The organism is Paenibacillus sp. FSL R7-0128, from assembly GCF_038002245.1.
Taxonomy (GTDB): Bacteria; Bacillota; Bacilli; order Paenibacillales; family Paenibacillaceae; genus Paenibacillus_AQ; species Paenibacillus_AQ silagei.
In genome coordinates this window covers 2916094-2938473 of the sequence record NZ_JBBOCD010000001.1, presented here as the reverse complement: position 1 = coordinate 2938473, position 22380 = coordinate 2916094, and the positions used below count along the sequence as shown (strand labels likewise).

Here is a 22380-nt window from a genome sequence, read left to right as displayed (position 1 = left end):
TTGGGACAGCCTCCCATCTTTTTGGCAGAATATCAACATTCAGAATTAACAGCGTTACTCGCTGTCCGCCTCCCAGTACTCGCCAACCAGACCTTCAATAATACTGCCGCTGGCCCAAGGCATCAGACAGAACCAGGTGCTGGCCGGTGAACCGTCACTGTAGGTCTCGGTTACCAGCCCCTCGGAATGGCAGAATCTCTCGGACATCCAGCCCGTCAGGCCGTGACCGAATTCCCGGTCATACCGGTTGTAGGTCTGACAGCCCCAGCCGACGGTATCCAGCATCCGCTGCTTCACATACGGATCTTCACGCCGCTTCACATAATAATACAGCTCATCTACCACGCTGCTCGACATAGGATGAATATGCGGATTGGCGACGGAGGTCACACTCCCCCCGGAGCTGGACCAGCCCACTGTGCTGAGCGGCGGCACCTTAACCGGTGAATTATAAGCGAATTTGAAGGTGAACTCGTAAGCAAGCGCATCTCTCATATGATCCAGATACAGCTCATCCCCAGTGAGGGCGTGCAGATATCGCACCGCCCGGATATACGCCAGAATCCCTTCAGAATCTACCGCCTTATCCGCATCAAGCGGCGCCCCATAACACTCCATCCGTCTCACATAGGTCTCATAATAATGCCGCTCGCTGCGCTTCAGGCTGTCCAGATGCGACCGGTTTCCTGTCAGCCAGCTGTAGTAGGCGATTGCAGCCATGATCCAGGTTCCGCTGAAGGAATCGTATTCAAGCCCGGCACCGGTTCGCTCGGAGAGAATCGTCGGGTATTCATCGTCCGAATTCCGGCTTCTCTCCAGTACAGGGAGAATCTTCCGCACGAAGTCCACCCACTCCTCGTGAACGACATGCTTGAGCCGTTTCTCGTATTCATAGGCCTTCATAATATAGAATAAGGCCTGTCCGCACAGATAGGCGGAATGTCCCGGAGTGCGCATTCCGTCGAACCACCAGCCGTTGATACTCCATTTCCCGTCCTGATAGGCCTCATAGGGAAGACCGGAAGCCGGGTTCATGGAGTTCCCGATGATATTCTCAATGCAGGATAGCGCCTGACCGCGCATCGGCTCATCCCCCAGCCGCAGCGCAGCCATCAGCATAGGGGTGGCTACAGTCAGACCGTTTGTCCAGCTGATGGAGATGATTTTATTGTACCGGTACCCGCCCGTCTCCTTGTCCTCATAGACAAAGGTTGTGTAACTCCGGTCCTCAGGCAGCCACGCATACTGATAGATGGCCTTCGACAGATCGGCCGCAGCGCTCCTGATCCCGCTGCCGGGTCTTGGGGGCTGATGATAGCGGGAATAGATCTCTTCCAGCGCAGCATTGATGCCCAGCTCAGACTCAGACTTGTAGTCATACAAATCCAGCAGGAACGCTACTGACTCTGAGGCCGCCAGTTCGAAGCAGTTCTCCTCCAGCGGTGCCCGTTCCTTGACAAGACGCGATTTGATGAACAGAAGCGGAGCATTCTCATACCCCAGCGTATAGCCGACCGTTCCCTTGGCAAGCGAGCAGGTGAAGCCGCCATACTGCAAGAACTCCCCCTCTAGCCCAGGCTTCCACTGGATCTTCTCTCCCTTCCTGTATATAAAATAAGGGCTGGCGCATAATCCGTACACTTTGCCAGTGTCGTATACCAGCGCCGCCGGATGCGACAGCCGGTCGCTCCGGACCATCCACCAGGGAGAAGAAGGACGCGAGGGCTGGCCGTCTCTAAGCCGCGGGAACTCATTCGGAACATTCTGCGGAGCTTCCCCCCGGTTACGGCCATACATAAATGCGGGAAGAAAAAAGCGCGGATCAGCCTTGGCGAACGGCAACTCCACATGAATGACGCCTGACCAAGGCGTGCTGTTCAGATTCTTAATCTGTACATGAGCCTGAAAGGGGTGCTGTGCACTGCCTGTCCCGCCTGTTATCTCAACGGATGCATGTAGTCCATGCCCGTTAAGTCCGGTATATTCAGGATCTTCCTGAGCCTTGCTTCTTGCCGTTATGATCAGTTCCACTACCCTGTCCTCCAGTCTGTTGTAATACGATAAAAGGGTTGCAAATCATATTCCTGCATGCTAGGATAATGTCATTTTAAAGTAGTTCCAGAGAAGAATCATTGCAGGTTCCGCTGTTATTATTGCGCGAAATGATCCGGAGGTTACCCATGAACGAGCCATTTGAGCTTCGCTATGACCCTATCCATAAAGATTACCTCTACCTGCACAGGACAACCACCTATAATTTAGGAACCTTCTATCACCGCCATGAAGCGTATGAGCTGTACTTATTTCTGCGCGGCAACGTCAAGTTCTATATTGAGAACAGCTGCTACCACCTGCAGCGCGGAGATCTGCTTGTGCTGAACCCGGAAGAAATGCATCGTTCCTTCAGCCAGGATGAATCGGAATATGAACGGATTACGATCAATCTCCAAAAATCTTATCTGCACCGCCTGTCTACTCCGGCTACCCCTCTATCCTGGTGCTTCGACTACCGCCCGAAGGGTAAGGGCAACATCGTGCATCTGGAGGAAGCCGAGCTTCAGCAGGTTCTCAGGTTGACCGGCGATCTGGAGGAGGTCCTCTCATCGGATGCGTATGGGGCAGATATCCTCGCCAACAGCATGCTTGCTCAATTATTGGTGCTGACCAACACCGTGTTTCATAGAACAAGCATCGTTCCTGCAGATATCATGCCGGAGCTGGTCCGCAGGACCATGGAGTATATTGATGCCCATCTGGGCCAGACCCTCACGCTTGAGCAGCTTAGCAGCACTTTTCATTTGAACAGCACCTATATTAGCCGCCAGTTCAAACAGCACACAGGCTTAACGCTCCGTTCCTATATCCTGGACCGCCGGATTTCGTTAGCCAAGGCCTGCCTCCGCGAAGGGCTTAGCATCACCGAGGCCTGTTATCAATCCGGCTTCAGCGATTACGCTAACTTCATCCGCAGCTTCACCAAGGTGGCCGGAGTATCCCCTGGAAGGTACGCCAGGCAGGAATAAAACAGAATGTAGAATGTTCGCGGGAAGTGGAGCGGGAAGGCGCAGTGTCTGCGGAAGGCGGGACTGGATCATTAGGGGGCTGGGGATTTACAGATTCGAGAGAGTGTTGCTTACAGTTGAGAGCGAGGGGACTTACAGCGTCTGACTCATGGCGGCGGACTTATACAAGTGGAAATTGTACATCTAATTTGGCGGTAAAGGGGTACGTAAACTAATTAGTTGGAAAAATGCAGCTTACTCAGCCCGACTTCTGCTAAATCCATCGGATTCCAGGAATTAAGTGTACTTTTTCAAACCGCTTGCCCTCAACCCTCGATTTCGGCAAAATTAAGTGCCTTTTTTCCAACTATATCCGCCCTTCCCTCTTGCAACGTATCACATAAGGCCCCCAGCCAAGCCGGGGGTTATTGTATAAAAAAGCCTCCCATAACGGGAGGCTTGAAGGGTTGGAGACTTGCAAGCTTGGAGGCTTCGAGGCTTGCAAGCTTGAAGGCTTGCAAACTTACGTTGCAACTTAAACTCAATCTACTTCTTATACCCAAAATCCGGTATCTCCGTCCATCTCCGGCGCAGCTCGTGGGCTGCCGCCTTGGGCTTGCGGTCACGGGTGAAGATGCCTTTCTTGTTACCCTGCACCCGGATGATTCCCTGACTCGTAGCAAAGTCGGCGAAATTCCATACCTGCTCACCTACGAAACCGGCAAACTCGTCGAAGACCTCGTGGTTAGCCTTGTAGAACGCCACCTGATACTCCTCTGTGAACATGATCGGCTCCACATCATGCAGTCCGGCTACGGTATCGGTTCCGTATTCGGTCATCATCATCGGCTTGCCGGGGCACCGCCGGCTCCAAGCTTCCAGCTCCATCCGCAGCTTGACCTTCGCCGACTCCAGGTCTCCCCCGTCCACATACCAGCCGTAATACCGGTTGAAGGCCAGCACATCGATCAGCTCGGAGATTCTATCGTTCGCCGGGGATGCCTCAATATGCGTCACCAGGGTCACCGGACGGTGCTGCGGATCTTCCTCCCGCAGCTGCTCAATCAGCGGCTTGAAGTATTCGTATGCCCCATCCTCATAGGAGGCCGGTTCGTTCGCTACATTCCACATCACTACACAGGCATGGTTCTTATCCCGGTTAATCAGCTCCCGGATCACCTGCCGGTGATGCTCGAAGGTCTGGACCTCTGCCCAGGTATCCTTCTTCGAACCTCCTGAGAACATCACCAGGAAATTAAGATCCAAGCCTACCGCCGGGGTCTCATTGATCACGACGAAGCCTTCACGGTCGGCCAGACGCATCACTTCCTCGGCATACGGATAATGCGCCGTGCGGAAGGAGTTGGCCCCGGACCATTTCATCAGATTGAAATCCATAATGTTCGCCGCTTCATCCAGGCCCCGTCCATGGAACGGGGTATCCTCATGTCTGCCGTAGCCCTTAAAGTAGAAGGGCTCGCCATTGATCAGGAACTGTCCGTCCCTCACTTGGACCGTCCGCACGCCGAACGGCAGCTCATAGACATCAACCACCTGCTCCGCTTGCAGAAGCTCAATCTTCAGGGTGTACAAGTAGGCGTTCAGCGGCTGCCATAGTCTGACAGATGGAATATCCAGTACACCGGACGGCTCCGTCCCTGAGCAGACCGTGTTCCCATCTTCATCTAGTACCGTAACCCGGACCTCGGCTTCGCCGCTAATGTCCACGCTATAGCGGACTATCCCTTGCCTCTCCTCCCCCTGCTCCTCCTTATAATCGGTCACTACAGTGACGTCCTGAACGAAGGTGAGTGGCGTAGAGTAGATCCGCACCGGCCGCTGCAATCCGGCAAAGTTGAAGAAATCAAAGTTCGGCTGGTTCTTCACCTTCCCGTCCGGCCCTTCGGTCTCCGTGTACAGGCCAACAGGCAATGTGGTGTAATCCACGACGTTATGAACAGCTACCGTCAGCCGGTTCGTTCCAGGCCGGATATAGTCATTAATCACTCCCTCGAAGGGAAGGAAGCCGCCGGCATGCTCCATCACCAAGCTTCCATTGATAAATACCTTCGCCTTATGGGTCGCCGACCCGAACCTCAGGACAAGCCGCTCATTCATGACGTTACGCGGAAGGGACAGCTCCCGCTCATACCAGACCCAGCCGACATGATTACGAATCTCCGGGCTTACGCCAAGATCATTGTAAGCCGAGGGCACCACCATAGGGATCGTATCTGTGAGCTTCGATGCCTGCCAGCTCTCGTCCCAGCCGGAGCCATCGTCCAGCTTGAAATTCCATACCCCGCCCAGATCATACAGACTGCGGGTTTCCGTCATGATTGGATACAGCATGAACAACACTCCTATCTGCTTTCTGTTCTCTTTTATTCAGGATTTGGAATCAATAATCTTCTGAATCTTGGTTTGTGCATGCTGAATCGTATCATCGATACTTTGACCGGACAGCATCATTTTATCGAACTCCTCCAGCAGCACTTTCTCCAGCTCGGCGTGATAAGGTACGGCTGTAGCTGCTGTAGTAGCTTTGGTATTCTCCAGAACATAGAGCAGGGAGGCTTTATCAATCATCTCCGGGTTTTTGCTGCCTGCAATGATCCGGTCGACCACATCATTCATATCGGCTTTTTTCCAGGATGGGATATTCTTGCCTTGCAGCACAATCCCTTCGGTGGAGAACCAGCGGAGGAAGGTGTAGGCTTCGTCTTTATGCTTCGATTTGCTGTATATACTCAGGACATCCCCGCTCACATTCGCTGCAATCGGATCTTCAGCATTCAGCTTGGGAGTCGGAGCAAACACCGTTTTGAAACTGGCAGGAATGGTCTCAGTCCCCCCGGTTTCCGGGATCAGGAAGGAGCCTGTGACCAGCATACTTGTATCCTGATTGAAATATTGCGGTCTGTAGTTCAGCTTCTGGCTGACCACCTCGGAATACGGTGTGGCAGAGCCTTCCGCTTCTCCCTGAAGACGCAGCTCAAGCGACTTACGCATGAATGGATTATCGATATTAGCTTTTTTGCCGTCATCGGTGGTCAGATTCGCATTCACCGATTGACCGAAGTTCTGCACCATGTATCCATATTGAATCCAGCTGTGGAAGTAGGTGCCGTAGCGGGTTTTATCACCGTTTTTCTTCGTCATCGCCTTGGCGTACTCCATGTACTGATCCCAGGTCCAATCCTTAGGCAGCTCAAGTCCGGCCTCCTTCAGGTGATCCTCATTGATGATGACCAGACCCTGGGAGGACTTGCCGGGCAGTCCATAGATTTTGCCGTCAATGCTGGTATCCGCTGTATATTCATCCTTGAAATTAATGCCGTCCTTAGCCAGATAATCATCCAGCGGCTGGATCATGCCGAGCCCTGCACGCTGGGACAGGAAGGTCATGTTACTGAACATGAGGATATCCAGATCATCGCCCCCGGCCACCGCCAGGTCGAGCTTCTTATAATACTCGTTGGAGTTGTTGTCCTCTGCAGAGGCGAATTCCACCTTAATGTTCGGATGCTGCTTCTCGAACTCGGCAATGACGATATCCCAGTTGTCCATTTTTTTGGCATACCAGTTGCTAAGCTTAATGGTTACCGCTTGTTCTGCACCTGTTCCGGCACCTGTTGCCGCCGGCTCCTTCTCTGCATTGCCCGCGCCCCCGCAACCGGATACCAGCAGGGATAACAGCGGTACAGCGATGAATAGATTGCGTTTTACTTTTGACATGATTTGGCCCCCTGTAATGTAATTAGTCTAGCCTTTGACACTGCCCATCGCAACTCCCTCAATCACCTGCTTCTGGCCGATCATGAAAATAATTAACAATGGCAGAATGGCTGATACGGCACCTGCCATCATCAAGGAGTAGAACTCGCCGCTGAAATCAGCGAATTTCCGGATGCCCAGCTGCAGGGTAAACAATGAATCGGAACGAAGGAAGATCAGCGGATTCTGGTAATCATTCCAGGTCCAGATAAAGCGGAGAATCATATAGGTAGCAAGGGCTGGCTGCACCAGTGGCATGGCAATCCGCATGAAGATCGTCCAGTGGCCCGCTGCATCAATCCGCGCCGATTCAATAATTTCATCATGGATTCCCAGGAAGAACTGTCTCAGCAGGAAGGTTCCCAGCACGCCGGAGGCGGCAAGCAGCACCAGCCCGAAATGGCTGTCGAACAGTCCAAGCCAGCGGTACATAATGAACTGCGGAACCAGAATGGCCTGCGTCGGAATCATGAAGGTGGCAAGGACAACCAGGAAGAGAATATCCCGCCCTTTGAAAATGATTTTGGAGAAGCCGTAAGCTGCCATAGCGGAAATAATCAGCGACAGCGCTGTAGACATCAGGGTAACCTTCGTCGTGTTCCAGTAATAGAGTGTGAACGGCACGGCTCCCGCCCATACCTGCTTGTAGTTCTCCACCGCATTCCATTTCGAGGGAATCCATTCTATCGGATATTTCATCACATCCAGCTCGGGCTTGAAGGAGGCGGAGAGCATCCATAAGAACGGCATGATGAACAGGATGCCCGCAGCCCCCATGAAAACGGTAACAATAACACGGTTAAGCTTGATCGATCGCATGTGTATACCTCCTAGTAGTTGACCCATTTCTTTTGTCCGACCCATTGAAACAAGGTCACCAGCAGGATGAGGATCAGCAGAATAATGCCCATCGCCGAAGCATAGCCCGACTCCAGATTCACGAACGCCACCTCATACAGGTAATAGACAATGACAGAGGTTGAGCCTGCCGGGCCGCCGCCGGTTAACACCATAATCAGATCGAAGACCTTGAAGGACCCGACAACTCCTGTGATAAGCAGGAAGAAGGATGTAGGCGACAGCATCGGCAGTGTAATTCTGAAGAACTGTCTGAGCGGTGAGGCCCCGTCCACATCGGCGGCTTCATACAGATCCCGTGAGATATTCTGAAGGCCCGCCAGATAGATGACCATATTGAAGCCGAGTGAAGTCCACACCATAATAATCATGACCGAGATCAGGGCGAACTTGGGATCAGCCAGCCACATGGGCGGATGCTCGAACCCTATAGATCTGAGGAAGCCGTTGATCGGACCGTTGTTCGGGTGATAGAGTACTCTCCAGAGCAGGGCGATGGCCACGAAGCTCGAGATGAAGGGCATGAAGTAGATCACTTTGAAAAAGGTTTTGAAATAGGTTGCCTTGTTGATCAGCACCGCCAGCACCAGCGCCAGGAACATCGCGACCGGAACGACGGCAATCATGATCAGGTTGTTGTAGAGCGAGCGGTGAAAGGATTCGTCCTGCACCAGCCGGGTGTAGTTATCCAGACCGACAAATTGAAACCCGTCCAGCCCGGATACAAAGTTCCAGTTCGAGAAGCTGATCACACCGGATAGTAGAATCGGAATAATTACCAGCGTTACGGTCAGAATGAGCATGGGAGCAATGAATAAATACCCTGCAATATTGTCGTAAAAGGATTGCTTGCGCATCTTGCTTATCCCGGGGCTGCCGGACCGTTTTGCCGTCCCCTCTTCAGTAATAACCTCCACTTTATCCACCTCTTTTTATGTTTGTAGCTTTATTATAGAAGGGCAAATTTCATAGCACATGCAACGAATTTATCTGTGGCGAAAACTTTGTATAGCATTATTTTTTCTAAATCGAAAAAATTATTGGATGAGCCGAACCGCAGAATCAAGTACCATAAGTCTGTGAAGGTCTACTACTGGAGGGATATTAATGAAAGAAAAGCACAGGCTCAGTCAGCTCTCCTTCCGGCAAAAGCTAATCCTTACCTCCATTGCCTGCCTCGTAATTCCGGCACTGGGGATGCTCTATATTACCAATGTCTATTCCAAACTGATTATCCGGGAGCATTCCCTGGAGAAGTCCACGCAGTCCCTGAGGATTGTCCAGTCGCAAATTGATGTAATCTTCGAAGAGATGGTCTCGGTGTCGAACTTCGTCCATTTCGATCCGGAGATCAAGACCCTGCTGGAGGATGCCAAGACCAATCCCGTAGCTGCGCGGAACCTGACCAGCCGCCTGGAGCAGGTGGCCGGAGACACCATCGATCTGAGGATCACTCTGCTGGATAAGGAAGGACATGCCTATTCCGATTATTCCTTCTATGATTATGATCCCCGGCAATTTTTGAAGCGGCGCTGGTTCTCCACTCTGGAGCAGCTCCCGCCGTATGACACCTTATTTATGGGAGCAGAAGACAATTACCTGACCTCCCTGCAGGCTGAGCAGCCGTATATCTTCATGACAGCGCGTGCCTTAAGAGAAGAAACGACTGCCGCTCCCTACGCCTACCTGATTGTCAGCCGCAGTGAGGCTTCGATCCGTGAGCGGTTTGCTTCAATGGAAGAGGATGTGTATCTGCTGGATGAAGAGGAGAACATTCTGTCGAACCGGAACCAGGAGCTGATAGGCACAAGCTTTGATCAACTGCTGCCTGTAGATGAGCTGGTCTTCCCTGACATCGTCAAGTTCAAGGGGCAGAATCAGCTCCTCCTTGAACTGCCGCTGAAGTTTGCCAGATGGAGACTCATCAGTGTCGCTCCCTATGAGCAGCTGACGGAAAGGTTGAACGGGATTAACCGGACCGGCCTGATTATTCAGACGATATTTGCGGTCAGCTTCTTGTTCGCGCTGACGGTTCTGCTGCGGAGATTCACCAAGCCCGTGCTTGTCCTGGGCAAGGCAGCCCGCCGGGTGGAGGATGGGGATCTCATGGTGCGCTCGGGCATCCGGGGAGCCGATGAGATCGGCAGCCTGGGGCACTCCTTCGATAACATGCTGGACCGGGTACAGCTGATGCTCAGGCAGGTGGAGACGGAGCAGGAATTGAAGCGCCAGGCAGAGATTGCAATGCTGCAGGCCCAGATTAACCCTCATTTTCTATTCAATGTACTTAGTTCGATCCGGCTGAAGCTGCTGATGAAGCAGGATGAGGAGAATGCTGCGATCGTCGGCTCCCTCTCCGCTATGCTGCGGGCCAGCTTCTCCAGCCGGGAGGAATTCGTCTCCATTGCCAGTGAGCTTGATTTCACGAAGCAGTATATGGAGTTAATGCGGTTCACGATGAGATATCCTACGGAATATGCAGTGCATGTGGACAAAGAGCTGCTGCTGGAGACGGTGCCGCGGTTCATCCTGCAGCCCATTATTGAGAATGCTTACAAGCACGGGTTCTTGCAGAGCGGAGGGCGGGTCGTCATCACCATCGGACTCGTTCAGTCCAGGCTGACCATTACCATCGAGGATAACGGCACGGGAATGGAGGAGCATACGCTCGCAGCCCTGCTTCAGCACATCAGGCAGAAGGATGCGGAGTTAGGTGCCCTGAGTGCTGACGGGACGCCAGTGGCAGAGTCCGCTCACGGCATCGGATTAATCAACGTCTACCAGCGGCTCAAGCTAATCTACGGGGAGCGCTTCGAGATGAACATTGAGAGCATTCACGGGCTACGCACCACCGTACAGTTAATCATGCCCGTGAAGCGGATAGGAGCAGATAATCATGACCTATAAAGTAGTACTGGCAGACGATCATTATCCGGTGTTGGAGTATTTAAGCACTTCGATTCCCTGGGACACCCTCGGCCTTGAACTATCGGCTTGCTGCTCGGACGGCAGACAGGCCTGGGAAGCCTGCCAGCTGCATCAGCCGGATATTCTGCTTACGGATATCGGCATGCCGGCGATGAATGGACTGGAGCTAATCCAGAAGGCGCGGGAGGTGAACCCTCAGCTGCAGACGATTATCCTGTCCTGCCACGGGGAATTCGAATATGCCCAGAAGGCTGTGAAACTGAACGTGGCCGAATATATATTGAAGGAGAGTCTGCAGATCGATCAGGTGATTGCCGTATTGACGGAGGCGGTGGCCCGGCTGGAGGTGAAATTGAAATCCCGTAACCACTATCTCCAGATGGAGAAGCTGGTCAGCCAGAACCATGCCGCCATCCGGACCCGGTTCATCCGCATGTTCGTGGAGCAGCCGGTCTGGGATGAAGCCGAGTGGTACGGACAAGCCGAAGCGATGGGCATCAGCCTGCACACAGGCACACCGTATCTGCCTGTACTGGCGGTCCCGGAGCGCTCCTATGAGCTGGAGAGGCGGTTCGGCGGAGTGGTGAACCTGCAGTTCGTGATGGATAATGTGCTGCAGGAATTCCTGGAGATAGACGGCATTATCCAGTTCGCGCTGACGGAAAGGCAGTTCATCCTGTTCATTCCTTTGCCGCATATCCTCGTCCGCAATCTTTATGAAGAGTTCCGTGAACACTTCCGGCATGTCCAGAGAATGGCGAAGCTGCATCTGCGGATGGGAATTTCCTTCTTTTACGGGGAGGCTACTACAAGTCTGATCGACATTAAGAAGCAGATTCAGGCGCTGCTGGATTCCCATGCCCTGCGCTTCTATACCGCCGAGGGAGCGATTATGAAGCTTGCGCCTGTCCAGACCAGCGGCGAGGACCTGTTCATCCATTATTCGGAGATCCTTCAGCAGCTGAGGGACTGCATTCAGCAGGAGGACAGCTCACAGCTTGCAGCCAAGGTCAGGGAGATCAAGCAGTACATCGGGGACCAGAAATATCCGGTGGAGAGTGTGAAGAGCTGGCTGCTCAAGATGGTGATGGAGCTGGAATTGAAATATGTCGTCATGCAGAACTTCGTCAGCAACTTCAACAGTGAGCGGCTCCAGCGCTCGATCCAGGAATTCGAAACGCTGGAGCAGCTCATGGAATGGCTGGAGGAATTCCTGAAGGATAAAATACTCATGCTAAGCTCCATGTGGAAGCAGAATGTCCGCAAAGAAATAGCCGAAGCCAAACGTTATGTAATGAATCATATCAGCGAGAAGGTTGGCATGGAGGAGATGGCGAAGCGTCTGGGCCTGAACCCCACCCATTTCAGCCGGTTATTCCGTCTGGAGACCGGGCTGACCTTCATTGAGTATGTAACCAGGGTGAAAATGGAGCACGCCCGTGACCTCCTCAATCAGACGAACCTGACCATCGTTGAAATTGCGGAGCAACTCGGCTATGACAACGTCAGCTACTTCATCAAGCTGTTCCGTAACTTCTCCGGCATGACTCCGGCGGAATTCCGGAAGTCCTTCTAGTACAGCATCAGATTTAATTCTGTGAATAGGTCAGATTCCGGAGGTTCCGTAAAACGAAACTACACCGGCCGTTCGAGTTTGCTCCTAACGGACCTGAGAGACCCTATTCCCAGGAAAACGCCACTTTTTGCGGGTTAACGGACTGAGTCCGTTATGCCGGGCAAACGCCACTAAGGGACAACTCCCGTCTTCGTCTGGGAATAGCATCTGAAGGGGTGGCTCCACTCCTGTAGTCCTTCAGGCATCAAGCGCCCCATCCACCAGTTTAAATCTGATGCTGCACTAGTTTTGTATATAACAATAAGCCGGAAGCAGACTCTAAGGGTCCGCTCCCGGCTTGTTCATTGTCTTATTTAGGATTATCCAGAACTATGATTACTCAGTATTTATCAATCTTGTACCAGAACAGGGGCAGCGGGAACCAGCCTGCGGGTGCCTCCACTGCCATATATCGGCCATGCTGGGTAAGCAGAAGCGTCTGAGCCTGCTGCTTGCTGAGGACAACTGCATCCGGCATGGCAGACCGCTCGACGCTCACGCCCTCTTCGTCCACCCGCGCCGTCACCGGCTGTCCGTCCATTACTGCAGAGAATTCTCCCGGGATAATGCCTGTGGTCTTGAACTTCAGCGTAAGGTAAGCCTTCAGGACATTGGCGAAATCCAGAATATGATACATATCCGAATTCTCGATTACGAAGTCTTCGGCAATGCTGCCAAGCGCTGTGTTCAGCGGCAGGTCATATTCCGGCGCATGCAACGTTATTCGCCCGGCTCTGCTGTAGGCCATGTAAGCCTTAATCGTACGCTGAATATCATCCGCTTTCTCCAGCGCGAATTCAGCTATATCATCGCCCGCTTCGTTGACAACCACATACCCGATCAGCTTGCCCTGATCCAGAACGCCAAGTGCCTTTTGACAGAGTGTACCGAAAATCAGCGGCAGTTGCTCTAAGCTGCGTTCAACATAAGCAAGCCGCGAGGTGTTCAGGTTATGCGCAAATTCTGCTCCTCCTTCAACCTCAAACAACGGACTGAAGGTTATTCCGGTGTCATTCACCCCTCTTAAGCCATGGCGCACATTGGCCTCTGCCACGGTATATTTGAACTTGACACCGCCAAGCGTGAAGCCGAAATACTCATATCTCTGCCGCTGTCCATATAATACAACCATATCACAGGTACCCCGCAGCTCTTCAAGCCACAGGTTCATAAGCGCTCTCATATGCCCTTCGCCTCGAGCACGCGGATGAACAGATACCGTACCCAGATAGCCGGTGCGCAGCGTATGATCACATACCGTCAGTGACTCTGGAAAAACAGCCACCAGCGCACGCAGCCTGCCCTGCTCGTCCACCGCAACCTTATGCATGGCGGAAGAATCTACACTTGTGTCATAAGCCTTGGGCATCAGGACCTCAAAATCAAAGCGGAAGGCAAGGTTGGCCAAATCTATGTATTCCTCGCGTTCGTGCGGAGCTGCCGTTCTGTATTTAACCATTGTGTCCTACCCTTTCAGTCTATATATTCAACTGCCTCCCTGACTATATTCTAGAGGCATCTCCCATCTCCTGCTCAGGTCACTCTGATTTCCGCCGCTTGGCCGCAGCCTCATCAATCGCCTGCTGGATATTGGCCAGTGCGGTCTCCAAGGGCTGTCCGGCAAGATACTGGTTGACGCCCTCCAGAATCTTCACCTGGAGCGACTCGGTCGATACCGTATGCGGCCAATAGAGCGTGGCGTCCTCGCGCGTTACCGCAGCGGCAATGGACGAGACCGAATCGCTCCGGTCCGTCGGGGCCGAGATGACCGAAGGCACTGCCAAAGCGCCTGCGGCCAGCTTCTCCTGCGTAGCCCTGCCGTTCATGAACGCCACGAACTGCTTGGCCTCCTCGGGATGCTCCGTCCGCGAGCTGATCACCCGGTACGTGCCGACATTGATATTCGGCACCGTCCGCACACTGCCCGGCACCATCATGAAGCGGATATCCTGAGCCGGATTCCGCTCCTTGATGCTGGGGATGTCCCAGGTTCCGGTAATAATCATGGCCGCCTGGCCTGTGCCGACCAGATCCTTGGCCTGCTCATGCTTCAGGCTCTTCCAGCTCGGCGGCACGAACCCCCGGTCGATAATCTCCCGGTGCTTCTGGATGGCATCCACGAACACCGGATCATGGGTCCGGATCTCCCCGCTCTCCAGCTTCTTCGTCCAGGCGGCATCCGCCCCGTTATCCGACATGATAGACCCCCAGAAGAACTGGGCTGTGGACCACTCCGCATCCATTGCCACCGGAATAAGCCCTTCCTGCTTCAGCTTCACGCAGAGCGCAAGGAACTCGTCCCAGGTGCGCGGAACCTCCAGCCCGAGAGAGTCGAACAAGGTTTTGTTGTAGAGCAGCCCGTCACTGTGCATAACCTCCGGCGCTCCGTATACCCGGCCGCCCACCGTAACCGGCAGCAGGGAGTTCGGGTAGAATTCCTTGAGGAAATCGGCTCCGGTCAGGTCCAGGTACATATCGCTCCGCAGAGCGCGGAATTCCTCGAACAGGCTGGGCGACCACGTATCGAATACATCCATCGGCTCACCGCCAAGCAGCCTGATCTTAATCCCCGCCGTATAATTATTGTTCTGGATGAAATCTGCATCGATCTGAATATGGGGATACAGCTTCTCGAATTCGGCAATCGCATCAAAATACACTTTGCCTGCTTGCGCCGTATCCAGCAGATAGCTGGAGTACCGGAGGATGACGGGTTCGCGGGTGTCTGCCGCTCCGCCTCCGCCGGACAGCAGGGAAGCGTCTGTACTGCTCCGGTTATCACAGCCGCCAATCGTGAACAGCAGCAGAACAATGCTGCCCCCGATACCGGGTCTCCACTTCTTCATGACGCTTCCCCTTCCTTAATCTATTCTCCGTTCGGTTCTGTAACGTTCTTGCCCTATCGTTATATTCTGACCGATTCAATGGATTGCAGTCAACGGACAATCAGAGCTTCCCCCCCGAAGTTGCAATGCCTTCGATAAATTGTCGCTGGAACAGGATGTAGATGAGCAGCATCGGCCAAATGGCCAGCACGGAAGCCGCCATCAGCTCCGGGTAGTCCACGGCGAAGGCGCTTTGAATCTTAGCCAGGGCCGAGGAGAGGGTCGCCGCGTCCGAGCTGGTGTTGACGATCATCGGCCACATCAGGTCCTTGAAGGAGAAGAGGGCTGTGAATATCCCGAGGGCCACCAGACCGGAGCGGACCAGCGGGAGCATGATTCTGGCGAAGGTCTGGCCGATATTGCAGCCGTCGATCTTCGCCGCCTCCTCCAGCTCCTTAGGCAGGCCCATGAAGAATTGTCTCAATAAGAAGGTGCCGAAGGCACTGACCAGCCCTGGAAACAGCAACGCAAAGATCGTATTGCGCATCCCCAGCGTATCGACCATCAGATATTGCGGGATGATGAAGATCTGGGTCGGCACCATCATCTGGAACAGCACCAGACTGAAGCAGAAGTCACGCCCCGGAAATCTTAGTCTGGCAAAAGCATACGCCGCCATCGCGCTGAACATCACCGCGCACAGCACCCTTAGAGCCATCATCGCAAACGTATTCCAGTACAGGATCAGGAAGTTATTCTGCCGCCATACCTCCAGATAATTCTCCACCCTCCAGGTCTTGGGGAAAAAGATAAACGGATTCATCGAGGTGGACTCCGTAACCGACTTGAACGAGGTCAGCACCATCCAGACGAACGGAAGAATCATCGCGGCTGCTCCCAGGAGCAGCACAAGGTGGGCTAAGATACGGTTAAGTTGTTTATGTTTGGCCATAGTGCCGCCTCCTACATGTAGTTGACCCATTTTTTTTGCGCTCGCATCTGGAAGAAGGTGATGATCATGATCAGCGCGAGCAACACCATTACAATCGCTGAGCCATAACCCTTGTTCGAGTACTTGAACGAGTTATTATAGAAGAGATACACAAGCGATACTGTATGGTCATAGGCCGGGTTACTCACATCGATCATCATATAGATGACATCGAACACTTGCATGGCCTGGATAATCGTGGTCACCACAACAAAGAACAGGGTTGGCGTTACAAGCGGCAGGGTAATCACGAAAAATTGGCGCACCCGGCTGGCTCCGTCGATATCCGAAGCCTCGTAGTAGTCCTTCGGGATCTCCTGCAGACCGGCGAGCAGCAGCACCATATTATAGCCGATGACACTCCAGATTCCGATCACCGCGATGGATAAGATCGCTACCCTCGGGTCCGTCGTCCAGTTGACGGCCGGAAGGCCCAGCTTGGACAGCCCGTAATTAATGAGGCCGTAGTGCTGGTTATACATCCAGCGCCATACCATGGTCACTGCCGCAGGAGCGGCGACCATCGGAATGAAATAGATCGTGCGGTACAGCGAGCGGCCCGCGAGCTTACCGTTCAGCAGGACGGCCACCAGCATGGCGATGGCAATGCTGACAGGAACGACCAGCAAGGTGTAGAGCAGTGTATTGCCGACAGCATGCCATACCTGGGGATCTTGAATCAGCTTGCGGTAATTGTCCCACCCGATGTAGATGTTGCCTTTGCCGAAATCTCCGCTCTTGAAGAAGCTCAGGTAAGCGGTCTGCACTATTGGAATGAAGTTGAGGACGATAAGGCCGATCATCGTTGGCGCAATCAGGAACCAGCCCCAGGACCATTCATTCCAGGTTTTGGCTCCAATTTTCCTCTTGACGGTATGATTCATCTGCTTCCCTCTCCTATCAAACTTGCGGCAGCCCTATGGCTGCCGCAGGCATATGACTCTTGCTTATTTCTCTTCCGCCAGACTCTCATTCATCACCTTCGCTGCATTACGGGCTGCTTCCTCTACGGACACCTTGCCGGAGAACGCCGGCTTCAGCGCTTCATAAGCCTTGTCTTCCCAGACAGCCGTTGTATTGGAATACGGACGGATTACGCCATAGCTGACCATGTCAACGAATGCCTTGATGTTGAAGGTCTTGTTCGAATCCACCCACTTGTCAGCCGCGCCTTTGTACGCCGAGATGGCAACGCCCAGCTCCGCCTGGCGCTCCTGGCCGGTCTTGGAGCTTAAGTATTCCACGAACTTCCACGCTTCCTCCGGATGCTTCGTCTTGGCGTCAATCGCATTGCCCAGACCATTGTAGATGGAGGCCTGCGCAGCCTTCTTGGGCAGGACGGCCACATCGAAATTCTTCGCCATGAATTCGTTCTCTGTGAACCCGCTCAGGTTCCATGAACCGAACAGGCCCATCGCCGCCTTGCCGTTCTTCAGCAGATCGGCACGCTCGGCATCTCCGTACACCTCAGGGGACAGTCCGTCACGTACGAAGCTTATATAGAAATCCAGGGCTTCGATCGTCTTCGGATCGTCATAACCTGACTTCTTGTCCGCTGTAATAATGGTGCCGCCATTCTGATAGACGAAGTTGTAATACCCCTCCTGGTTGTGCATCGGCGCGAGGAAGCCGTATACCCCATCCTTCGTGAGCGCTTTCGCGGCGCTGTGAAGATCATCCCAGGTCCAGTTCTCATCCGGGTATTTCACACCCGCCTGGTCAAACAGCGTCTTGTTGTACCACAGCCCGATGGTGTCGAAATCCTTCGGAACCGCATATTGCTTGCCTCCCAGATTATAGATCTGGTTCAGTCCTTCCGGGTAGTTCTCCAGCTTGACGTCCTCGCTCTTACTGATGCGGTCTGTCAGGTCAAGCAGCATGCCGTTATTCGCATAGCGGTAGATCTCATTGGAATGCATCCAGAAGACATCCGGCAGCGAGCCGCCGGTGGCTCCCGCTTCCAGCATCGTCCAATAATCGGACCAGCCGGTCACCTCAATATCGACCTTGATGTCCGGGTTCTTGCTCTCGAATTCATCGGCAATGGTCCGCAGTCCCTTCTCTTGATTGGAATCCCAGATCGCGTAGGTCAGCTGGACCTTCTCTCCGCTTGCCGCCTGGGTGGCCGCTGCGGCATCCGTTGCCTCTGCCGGTGGTGAAGCCGATGTATTGCTGTTGCCGTTGCCGTTGCCACTGCCGCAAGCGGTCAAGGTGGCCGCTGCAAGCAGGATGGACAATACGGTTGCTAAGCTTTTTTTCTTCACTAGAATTACCCCCAACTTCCATTTAGGATGTGCTGCATCTGCTGCACCTCCAATAGTAGGTGAACCCCGCCGCTCCCGGAATGGCCGTTTTTTACGGAAACATTCCCTTTTTTGACCAATCCCCGGAAGATGCAAAAAGTGCACCCGCAGCGGATGCACTTCTTTTACAGACTCTGTTCTTTTTTTGACAATTGCCGTTCTAGTACAGCGTCAGATTTATACTGGTGGATAGGCCACTATCCTGCCTGAATGACTAGAGGAGTGGAGCGCCCCTTCAGGTGCCATTCCCAGATGAAGACGGGAGTTGTCCATTAAAGGCGTAATAGCTCGGCGTAACGGACTGAGGCGCGCTTATTCTGGTTTAACATTACCACTTGGGCAAGTAACGGACCTCATGGAGCTTATTCTTGAAATCTCTACTCCTAAACCTCTCGTAGAGAGACGATAAGGGATCATCAGTCCGTTAATCCGCAAAAGGTGGCGTTTTGCTGGGAATAGGGTCTCTCAGGTCCGTTAGGAGCAAACTCATCCGGCCAGTGCAGTTCCGTTTTTCGGAACCTGCGGGATTTACTCTATTTACTGAATTAAATCTAATACTTTTCTAGCCCCGGTATTCCTCGGGACTCATCCCGCTCAGCTTCTTGAACAGCTTACTGAAGTACGCGGTGTTCGGATAACCCACACGCTCAGCAACCTCATAGACCTTGATGTTCCTGTCCCTGAGCAGGCTCTTGGCCTTCTCCATGCGCAGCCGGGTCAGGAAGCTGACGAAGTTCTCGCCGGTCTCCTGCTTGAATACCCTGCTGAGATAGGAGGCGTTCACGTTGATCCGGTCCGCTACGGATTGCAGGGAGATATCCTCCGCATACAGCTGCATGATGAGTTCACTCGCTTGCTCTGCATAGCTCCGGGAGGATTCGCCTTCCGACATCTGCGCCCTGCACTGCTCCAGATAACCGGCGACGGTCTGGTGCAGCCCCTCCAGACTCTCTTCATGGAGAATGCTCTCGTACACCGTAAGCCCGGCTTCATTCGGCTCGGGAAGCGCCGGGAAGCAGGACAGAATCGCGCCAAGCATCCGGATGTAGGTCGAACGTGCCGCCTGCTTCGTGCAGCCCTCCAGCAGCATAGTATCCTTCAGGCTGTTCAGGAAGGCAAGCGCCCCTTCGCTTCCGCTCTCGGTATCCTGCCTGAACTTTCGCATGCAAGGCTTGTCGATGAACAGCCGCTCCCCCCTTCTCTGACGGCTCCTGGCCTTATCATAGAAGGACAGGCCGCTCCCGCTGGCGAAGAACAGCTCGTCAAGCGCCATGTCCGCCTCCTGATAGGCCCGCTTCAGGCCGCCAAAGCCGGGAGCCGGACTGCTGACGCCGATGGACAGGGTCAGCTTCAGGAAATCCTTCATCGCCGCCTGGATCTTGGCGGCGGCGCGCTCGATCTCCGCGCGGACAATCCGCCCTTCCTCCCCGAGATCGAGCAGCAGCACATATTCCGCAGAATTCATGACAATGATCTCCTTCGCCCGCTTGCGGGGCAGGATCTCTTCCAGAATATTCGCCACCGAATAGCGCAGCAGCTTCTCATCCTGCTCCACGTACTTGCGCCGCAACTGGTCGAACCGGTTGATCCGCAGCTTCATCAGCACCATCGGCCCGTCCGGCAGGCGGATATGCAGCGCTTCACGCCGGGCGAGCACCTCTTCGGCTCCCTTGAAGCCGCTCAGCACTTCCTTGAACAGTGTCTCCTTCAAATGCTCAATGCTCTCCTTGTAGGAGCCGGGCGGCATTCCGGAGGAACTGCCTGCGGAGAGGCGGACCGCCCGCTTCTTAACCGTCTCCAGCACATGCACCAGCTCTTGCGGCTTCATATCGCTCTTGATCAGATAGTCCGCCGCCCCGAGCCTGAGCGCCTCCTGCGCATACTGGAATTCCTCCAGACAGCTAAGGATGACGAATTGCCCGCCGATGTCCAGCCGCCGGGCCTCCCGGATCAGCTCCAGACCGTCCATCACCGGCATTTTGATATCCGTAATAATCAGATCCGGCCGGTGCGTCCCGGCCAGTTCCAGCGCTTCGCGCCCGTTTGCGGCCTCCCCCAGAATCGTAAATCCCTCATCTTCCCATTGAATAATCGATTTCAGGCCGATACGCATCAGCAGCTCGTCATCCACGATAAGCACACCCAGCATACTCAATAGGCCCCCTTCCTGTCCCGAATGGGAATTGTGATCACGAATACCGCACCCTGCCCCGGACTGCTCTCGAACGATACCCCGTACGGCTCGCCGTATAACCGGCGTATCCGCTGATGCACATTGGTAACGCCGATGCCGCCGCTGTCCTCTGCACCGCCCAGTCTGCTGCGCAGCTTCGCTGCCGCCTCAGCGCTTATGCCCGCACCGTTGTCTCTGACCGTAATGGTGAGTTCTGCATTTCCGGCCCGCCGGACCTCGATAGACAGCAGCCCGTCCTCCTGGTCGGCAATTCCGTGGAAGATCGCATTCTCGACCAGCGGCTGGATGCTCAGCTTCGGAATCTCCTGCTCCGCAAGCGTCTCCTCCACTTCCGAATGGAACTCGATCCGGTTGAAATATCGCACCTTCTGAATGACTATATAATGGGCGATGTGCTCCAGCTCCTCACGGATCGGCACCAGCCGATTGTCCGTCTTGGCAGTATAACGGAGCATAGAGATCAGCGCTCCGGTCATCTCAACAATCTTCTCCGACTGCTGCATGGTGGCGATCCATTTGACTGAATTCAGCGTATTGTACAGGAAATGCGGACTGATCTGGGCCTGCAACGCGCGAATTTCAGCCTCGACCTTCTGCTCCTGCTCCACGTAGATCCGCTCCACCAGTTGCTTGAGTTCAGCGGACATCTGCTCGAACCGGCTGGCCATGACACCGATCTCATCATTCGAGCGGACCGCCGGGAGATTATCGAATTTCCCTTGCTCCACCAGCGTCATATTGCGGATCAGCTGCTTGATCGGCCGGGTGATCAGATTCGACATGTACACCGAGCTGGCCAGGGCGAACAGGATAAGCACGACAGCAATCGTCCACAGATTCCGCTTCAGGATATCGCCTTCCACCGCGAGCTCTTCCACGGGCATATACATATAAGTCTTCCAGTTATGTTCCTCAAATGGCGACTGGATCAGAATATAGTCCTTGCCGGATACACGGACAATCTGCCTGCCTGAACCTGCGGCAAGTTCTTCCTCACGGACCGGAAATAGTGTCCTGAACGGCTTGCCGATCAGGTTATAATTGTTGTTGAATATAATCATGCCGCTGTCATCGGTAACGGTGAAGGCCGAGCGGTTGCCTGCCTCCATCCGCTTGTTCAGCCGGTTGATGAAATCTATGTCTACACTTACCGCCATTACGCCGATCAGCTTGCCGTTCTCCATATCGAAGATTTTACGCAGATTGTAAATCGTCCAATTGCTGTCCGCCTTGGTCTGCAGGTCCAGCCGGGTCGGCAGATCGCGCGTAATATCGTCAGAACGCAGGAATTCGGTGAACCAGTCCTCCTCACGGGGGTTATACGTATAGTCGACAGGCTTGTTCGGGGCCACATAGAGGTCGCTGCCATTCACCAGATTGTAGACATAGATAGAGATGGCGCGGTCCTTCATAGTGATGTAATTCATCAGCAATTGCGTGGCCTGAAGTTCGTTCGTCACAGAGCTGTCGTGCAGATAGTTCTGTACCGGGTAGTTCTCCTGCGAGACGGCTGAGATGTAGCTGTTAATCCCGTAGCTGGCGATGAGCGAAATCTGCTTCGTGTCCTCCAGGAATTCCTCGATGCGGATATTCGACTGTCTCGTCACATCGGCCAGCAGGTCCGTATATTTACGTTCAAGCATCTGCTGGGAGGAGATATAGGAGGTAACGAACAGAATCACAACCGGAATCAGAATGGCCAGCAGGAAAAAGAACAGCATCTTGTTCTTCACGCTCACAAAACGGCGACTGGGCTTCAAGGTGAAGGGAGCTTTCAAGTCATAACCTCCGGCGGCAGAGTTGGTGGAACACCTTTGTAGAATACCTTTAATGATAGACTCCCGGCTGCTTTCCCGCCACCCTGCTCTGCATGTCTTTTTTTTACTC

Annotated in this window: 15 protein-coding genes; 3 read left to right on the top strand and 12 right to left on the bottom strand. The window is 53.8% G+C overall.

What is annotated here, in order from left to right; translation table 11 throughout:
* Positions 1–54: 54 nt before the first annotated feature.
* Positions 55–2031, bottom strand: coding sequence for a hypothetical protein (locus NST26_RS11860; RefSeq protein WP_340979194.1), 1977 nt, complete (start codon positions 2029–2031; stop codon positions 55–57).
* A gap of 149 nt (positions 2032–2180) precedes the next feature.
* On the opposite strand from NST26_RS11860, the gene NST26_RS11855 reads away from it, so the two are divergent.
* Positions 2181–3023, top strand: a complete 843-nt coding sequence (locus NST26_RS11855; RefSeq protein ID WP_340979193.1) for an AraC family transcriptional regulator — start codon at positions 2181–2183, stop codon at positions 3021–3023.
* Between the two features lie 525 nt (positions 3024–3548).
* Here the strand turns inward: NST26_RS11855 and uidA are convergent.
* The 4 genes from uidA to NST26_RS11835 are packed head-to-tail and all read right to left on the bottom strand — an operon-like array spanning position 3549 to position 8494.
* Positions 3549–5354 (bottom strand): beta-glucuronidase, encoded by a 1806-nt coding sequence (gene uidA, locus NST26_RS11850; RefSeq protein WP_340979192.1) that lies wholly within the window; start codon positions 5352–5354, stop codon positions 3549–3551.
* Positions 5355–5390: 36 nt separating this feature from the next.
* Entirely contained in the window at positions 5391–6740 is a 1350-nt protein-coding gene (locus tag NST26_RS11845) for an ABC transporter substrate-binding protein (RefSeq protein ID WP_051478369.1), read from the bottom strand.
* A 27-nt stretch (positions 6741–6767) separates the two neighbouring features.
* Positions 6768–7598 (bottom strand): carbohydrate ABC transporter permease, encoded by an 831-nt coding sequence (locus tag NST26_RS11840; RefSeq protein WP_036729963.1) that lies wholly within the window; start codon positions 7596–7598, stop codon positions 6768–6770.
* Between the two features lie 11 nt (positions 7599–7609).
* Positions 7610–8494, bottom strand: coding sequence for a carbohydrate ABC transporter permease (locus NST26_RS11835; protein WP_081751333.1), 885 nt, complete (start codon positions 8492–8494; stop codon positions 7610–7612).
* A 250-nt stretch (positions 8495–8744) separates the two neighbouring features.
* Between NST26_RS11835 and NST26_RS11830 the strand changes: the two genes are divergently transcribed.
* Positions 8745–10544 (top strand): sensor histidine kinase, encoded by a 1800-nt coding sequence (locus NST26_RS11830; protein ID WP_036729969.1) that lies wholly within the window; start codon positions 8745–8747, stop codon positions 10542–10544.
* Positions 10534–12141 carry a response regulator transcription factor gene (locus NST26_RS11825; protein ID WP_339313713.1) on the top strand — a complete coding sequence of 536 codons (1608 nt, stop codon included), beginning with the start codon at positions 10534–10536 and terminating at the stop codon, positions 12139–12141. The genes NST26_RS11830 and NST26_RS11825 overlap by 11 nt, the downstream gene beginning before the upstream one ends.
* A 379-nt stretch (positions 12142–12520) precedes the next feature.
* Here the strand turns inward: NST26_RS11825 and NST26_RS11820 are convergent, their stop codons facing one another.
* The 7 genes from NST26_RS11820 to NST26_RS11790 all read right to left on the bottom strand — a co-directional run bounded on the left by NST26_RS11820 (position 12521) and on the right by NST26_RS11790 (position 22271).
* The gene (locus tag NST26_RS11820; protein ID WP_036729975.1) at positions 12521–13639 is read right to left on the bottom strand and encodes a GNAT family N-acetyltransferase; all 1119 of its coding nucleotides are present in this window, start codon (positions 13637–13639) and stop codon (positions 12521–12523) included.
* Between the two features lie 79 nt (positions 13640–13718).
* Entirely contained in the window at positions 13719–15026 is a 1308-nt protein-coding gene (locus NST26_RS11815) for an ABC transporter substrate-binding protein (protein ID WP_340979191.1), read from the bottom strand.
* A gap of 100 nt (positions 15027–15126) precedes the next feature.
* Positions 15127–15957 carry a carbohydrate ABC transporter permease gene (locus NST26_RS11810; RefSeq protein ID WP_340979190.1) on the bottom strand — a complete coding sequence of 277 codons (831 nt, stop codon included), beginning with the start codon at positions 15955–15957 and terminating at the stop codon, positions 15127–15129.
* Positions 15958–15968: 11 nt separating this feature from the next.
* Complete coding sequence (locus NST26_RS11805; RefSeq protein ID WP_339313709.1) at positions 15969–16880, bottom strand: carbohydrate ABC transporter permease; 912 nt, start codon at positions 16878–16880, stop codon at positions 15969–15971.
* A 63-nt stretch (positions 16881–16943) separates the two neighbouring features.
* On the bottom strand, positions 16944–18260 hold the full coding sequence (locus NST26_RS11800) for an ABC transporter substrate-binding protein (protein WP_036729987.1): 1317 nt from the start codon (positions 18258–18260) through the stop codon (positions 16944–16946).
* Positions 18261–18861: 601 nt separating this feature from the next.
* Positions 18862–20448, bottom strand: a complete 1587-nt coding sequence (locus NST26_RS11795) for a response regulator (protein WP_340980841.1) — start codon at positions 20446–20448, stop codon at positions 18862–18864.
* Between the two features lie 2 nt (positions 20449–20450).
* A complete protein-coding gene (locus NST26_RS11790; RefSeq protein ID WP_340979189.1) occupies positions 20451–22271 on the bottom strand; it encodes a sensor histidine kinase in 1821 nt (606 codons plus the stop codon).
* Positions 22272–22380 lie beyond the last annotated feature (109 nt).

Bases quoted from the DNA above. Each gene is read 5' to 3' on its own strand.
- NST26_RS11825 (WP_339313713.1), top strand. From the start codon at position 10,534: ATGACCTATAAAGTAGTACTGGCAGACGATCATTATCCGGTGTTGGAG.
- NST26_RS11815 (WP_340979191.1), bottom strand. From the start codon at position 15,026: ATGAAGAAGTGGAGACCCGGTATCGGGGGCAGCATTGTTCTGCTGCTG.
- NST26_RS11810 (WP_340979190.1), bottom strand. From the start codon at position 15,957: ATGGCCAAACATAAACAACTTAACCGTATCTTAGCCCACCTTGTGCTG.
- NST26_RS11820 (WP_036729975.1), bottom strand. From the start codon at position 13,639: ATGGTTAAATACAGAACGGCAGCTCCGCACGAACGCGAGGAATACATA.
- uidA (WP_340979192.1), bottom strand. From the start codon at position 5,354: ATGCTGTATCCAATCATGACGGAAACCCGCAGTCTGTATGATCTGGGC.
- NST26_RS11805 (WP_339313709.1), bottom strand. From the start codon at position 16,880: ATGAATCATACCGTCAAGAGGAAAATTGGAGCCAAAACCTGGAATGAA.
- NST26_RS11855 (WP_340979193.1), top strand. From the start codon at position 2,181: ATGAACGAGCCATTTGAGCTTCGCTATGACCCTATCCATAAAGATTAC.
- NST26_RS11835 (WP_081751333.1), bottom strand. From the start codon at position 8,494: ATGCGCAAGCAATCCTTTTACGACAATATTGCAGGGTATTTATTCATT.
- NST26_RS11840 (WP_036729963.1), bottom strand. From the start codon at position 7,598: ATGCGATCGATCAAGCTTAACCGTGTTATTGTTACCGTTTTCATGGGG.
- NST26_RS11830 (WP_036729969.1), top strand. From the start codon at position 8,745: ATGAAAGAAAAGCACAGGCTCAGTCAGCTCTCCTTCCGGCAAAAGCTA.
- NST26_RS11795 (WP_340980841.1), bottom strand. From the start codon at position 20,448: ATGCTGGGTGTGCTTATCGTGGATGACGAGCTGCTGATGCGTATCGGC.
- NST26_RS11845 (WP_051478369.1), bottom strand. From the start codon at position 6,740: ATGTCAAAAGTAAAACGCAATCTATTCATCGCTGTACCGCTGTTATCC.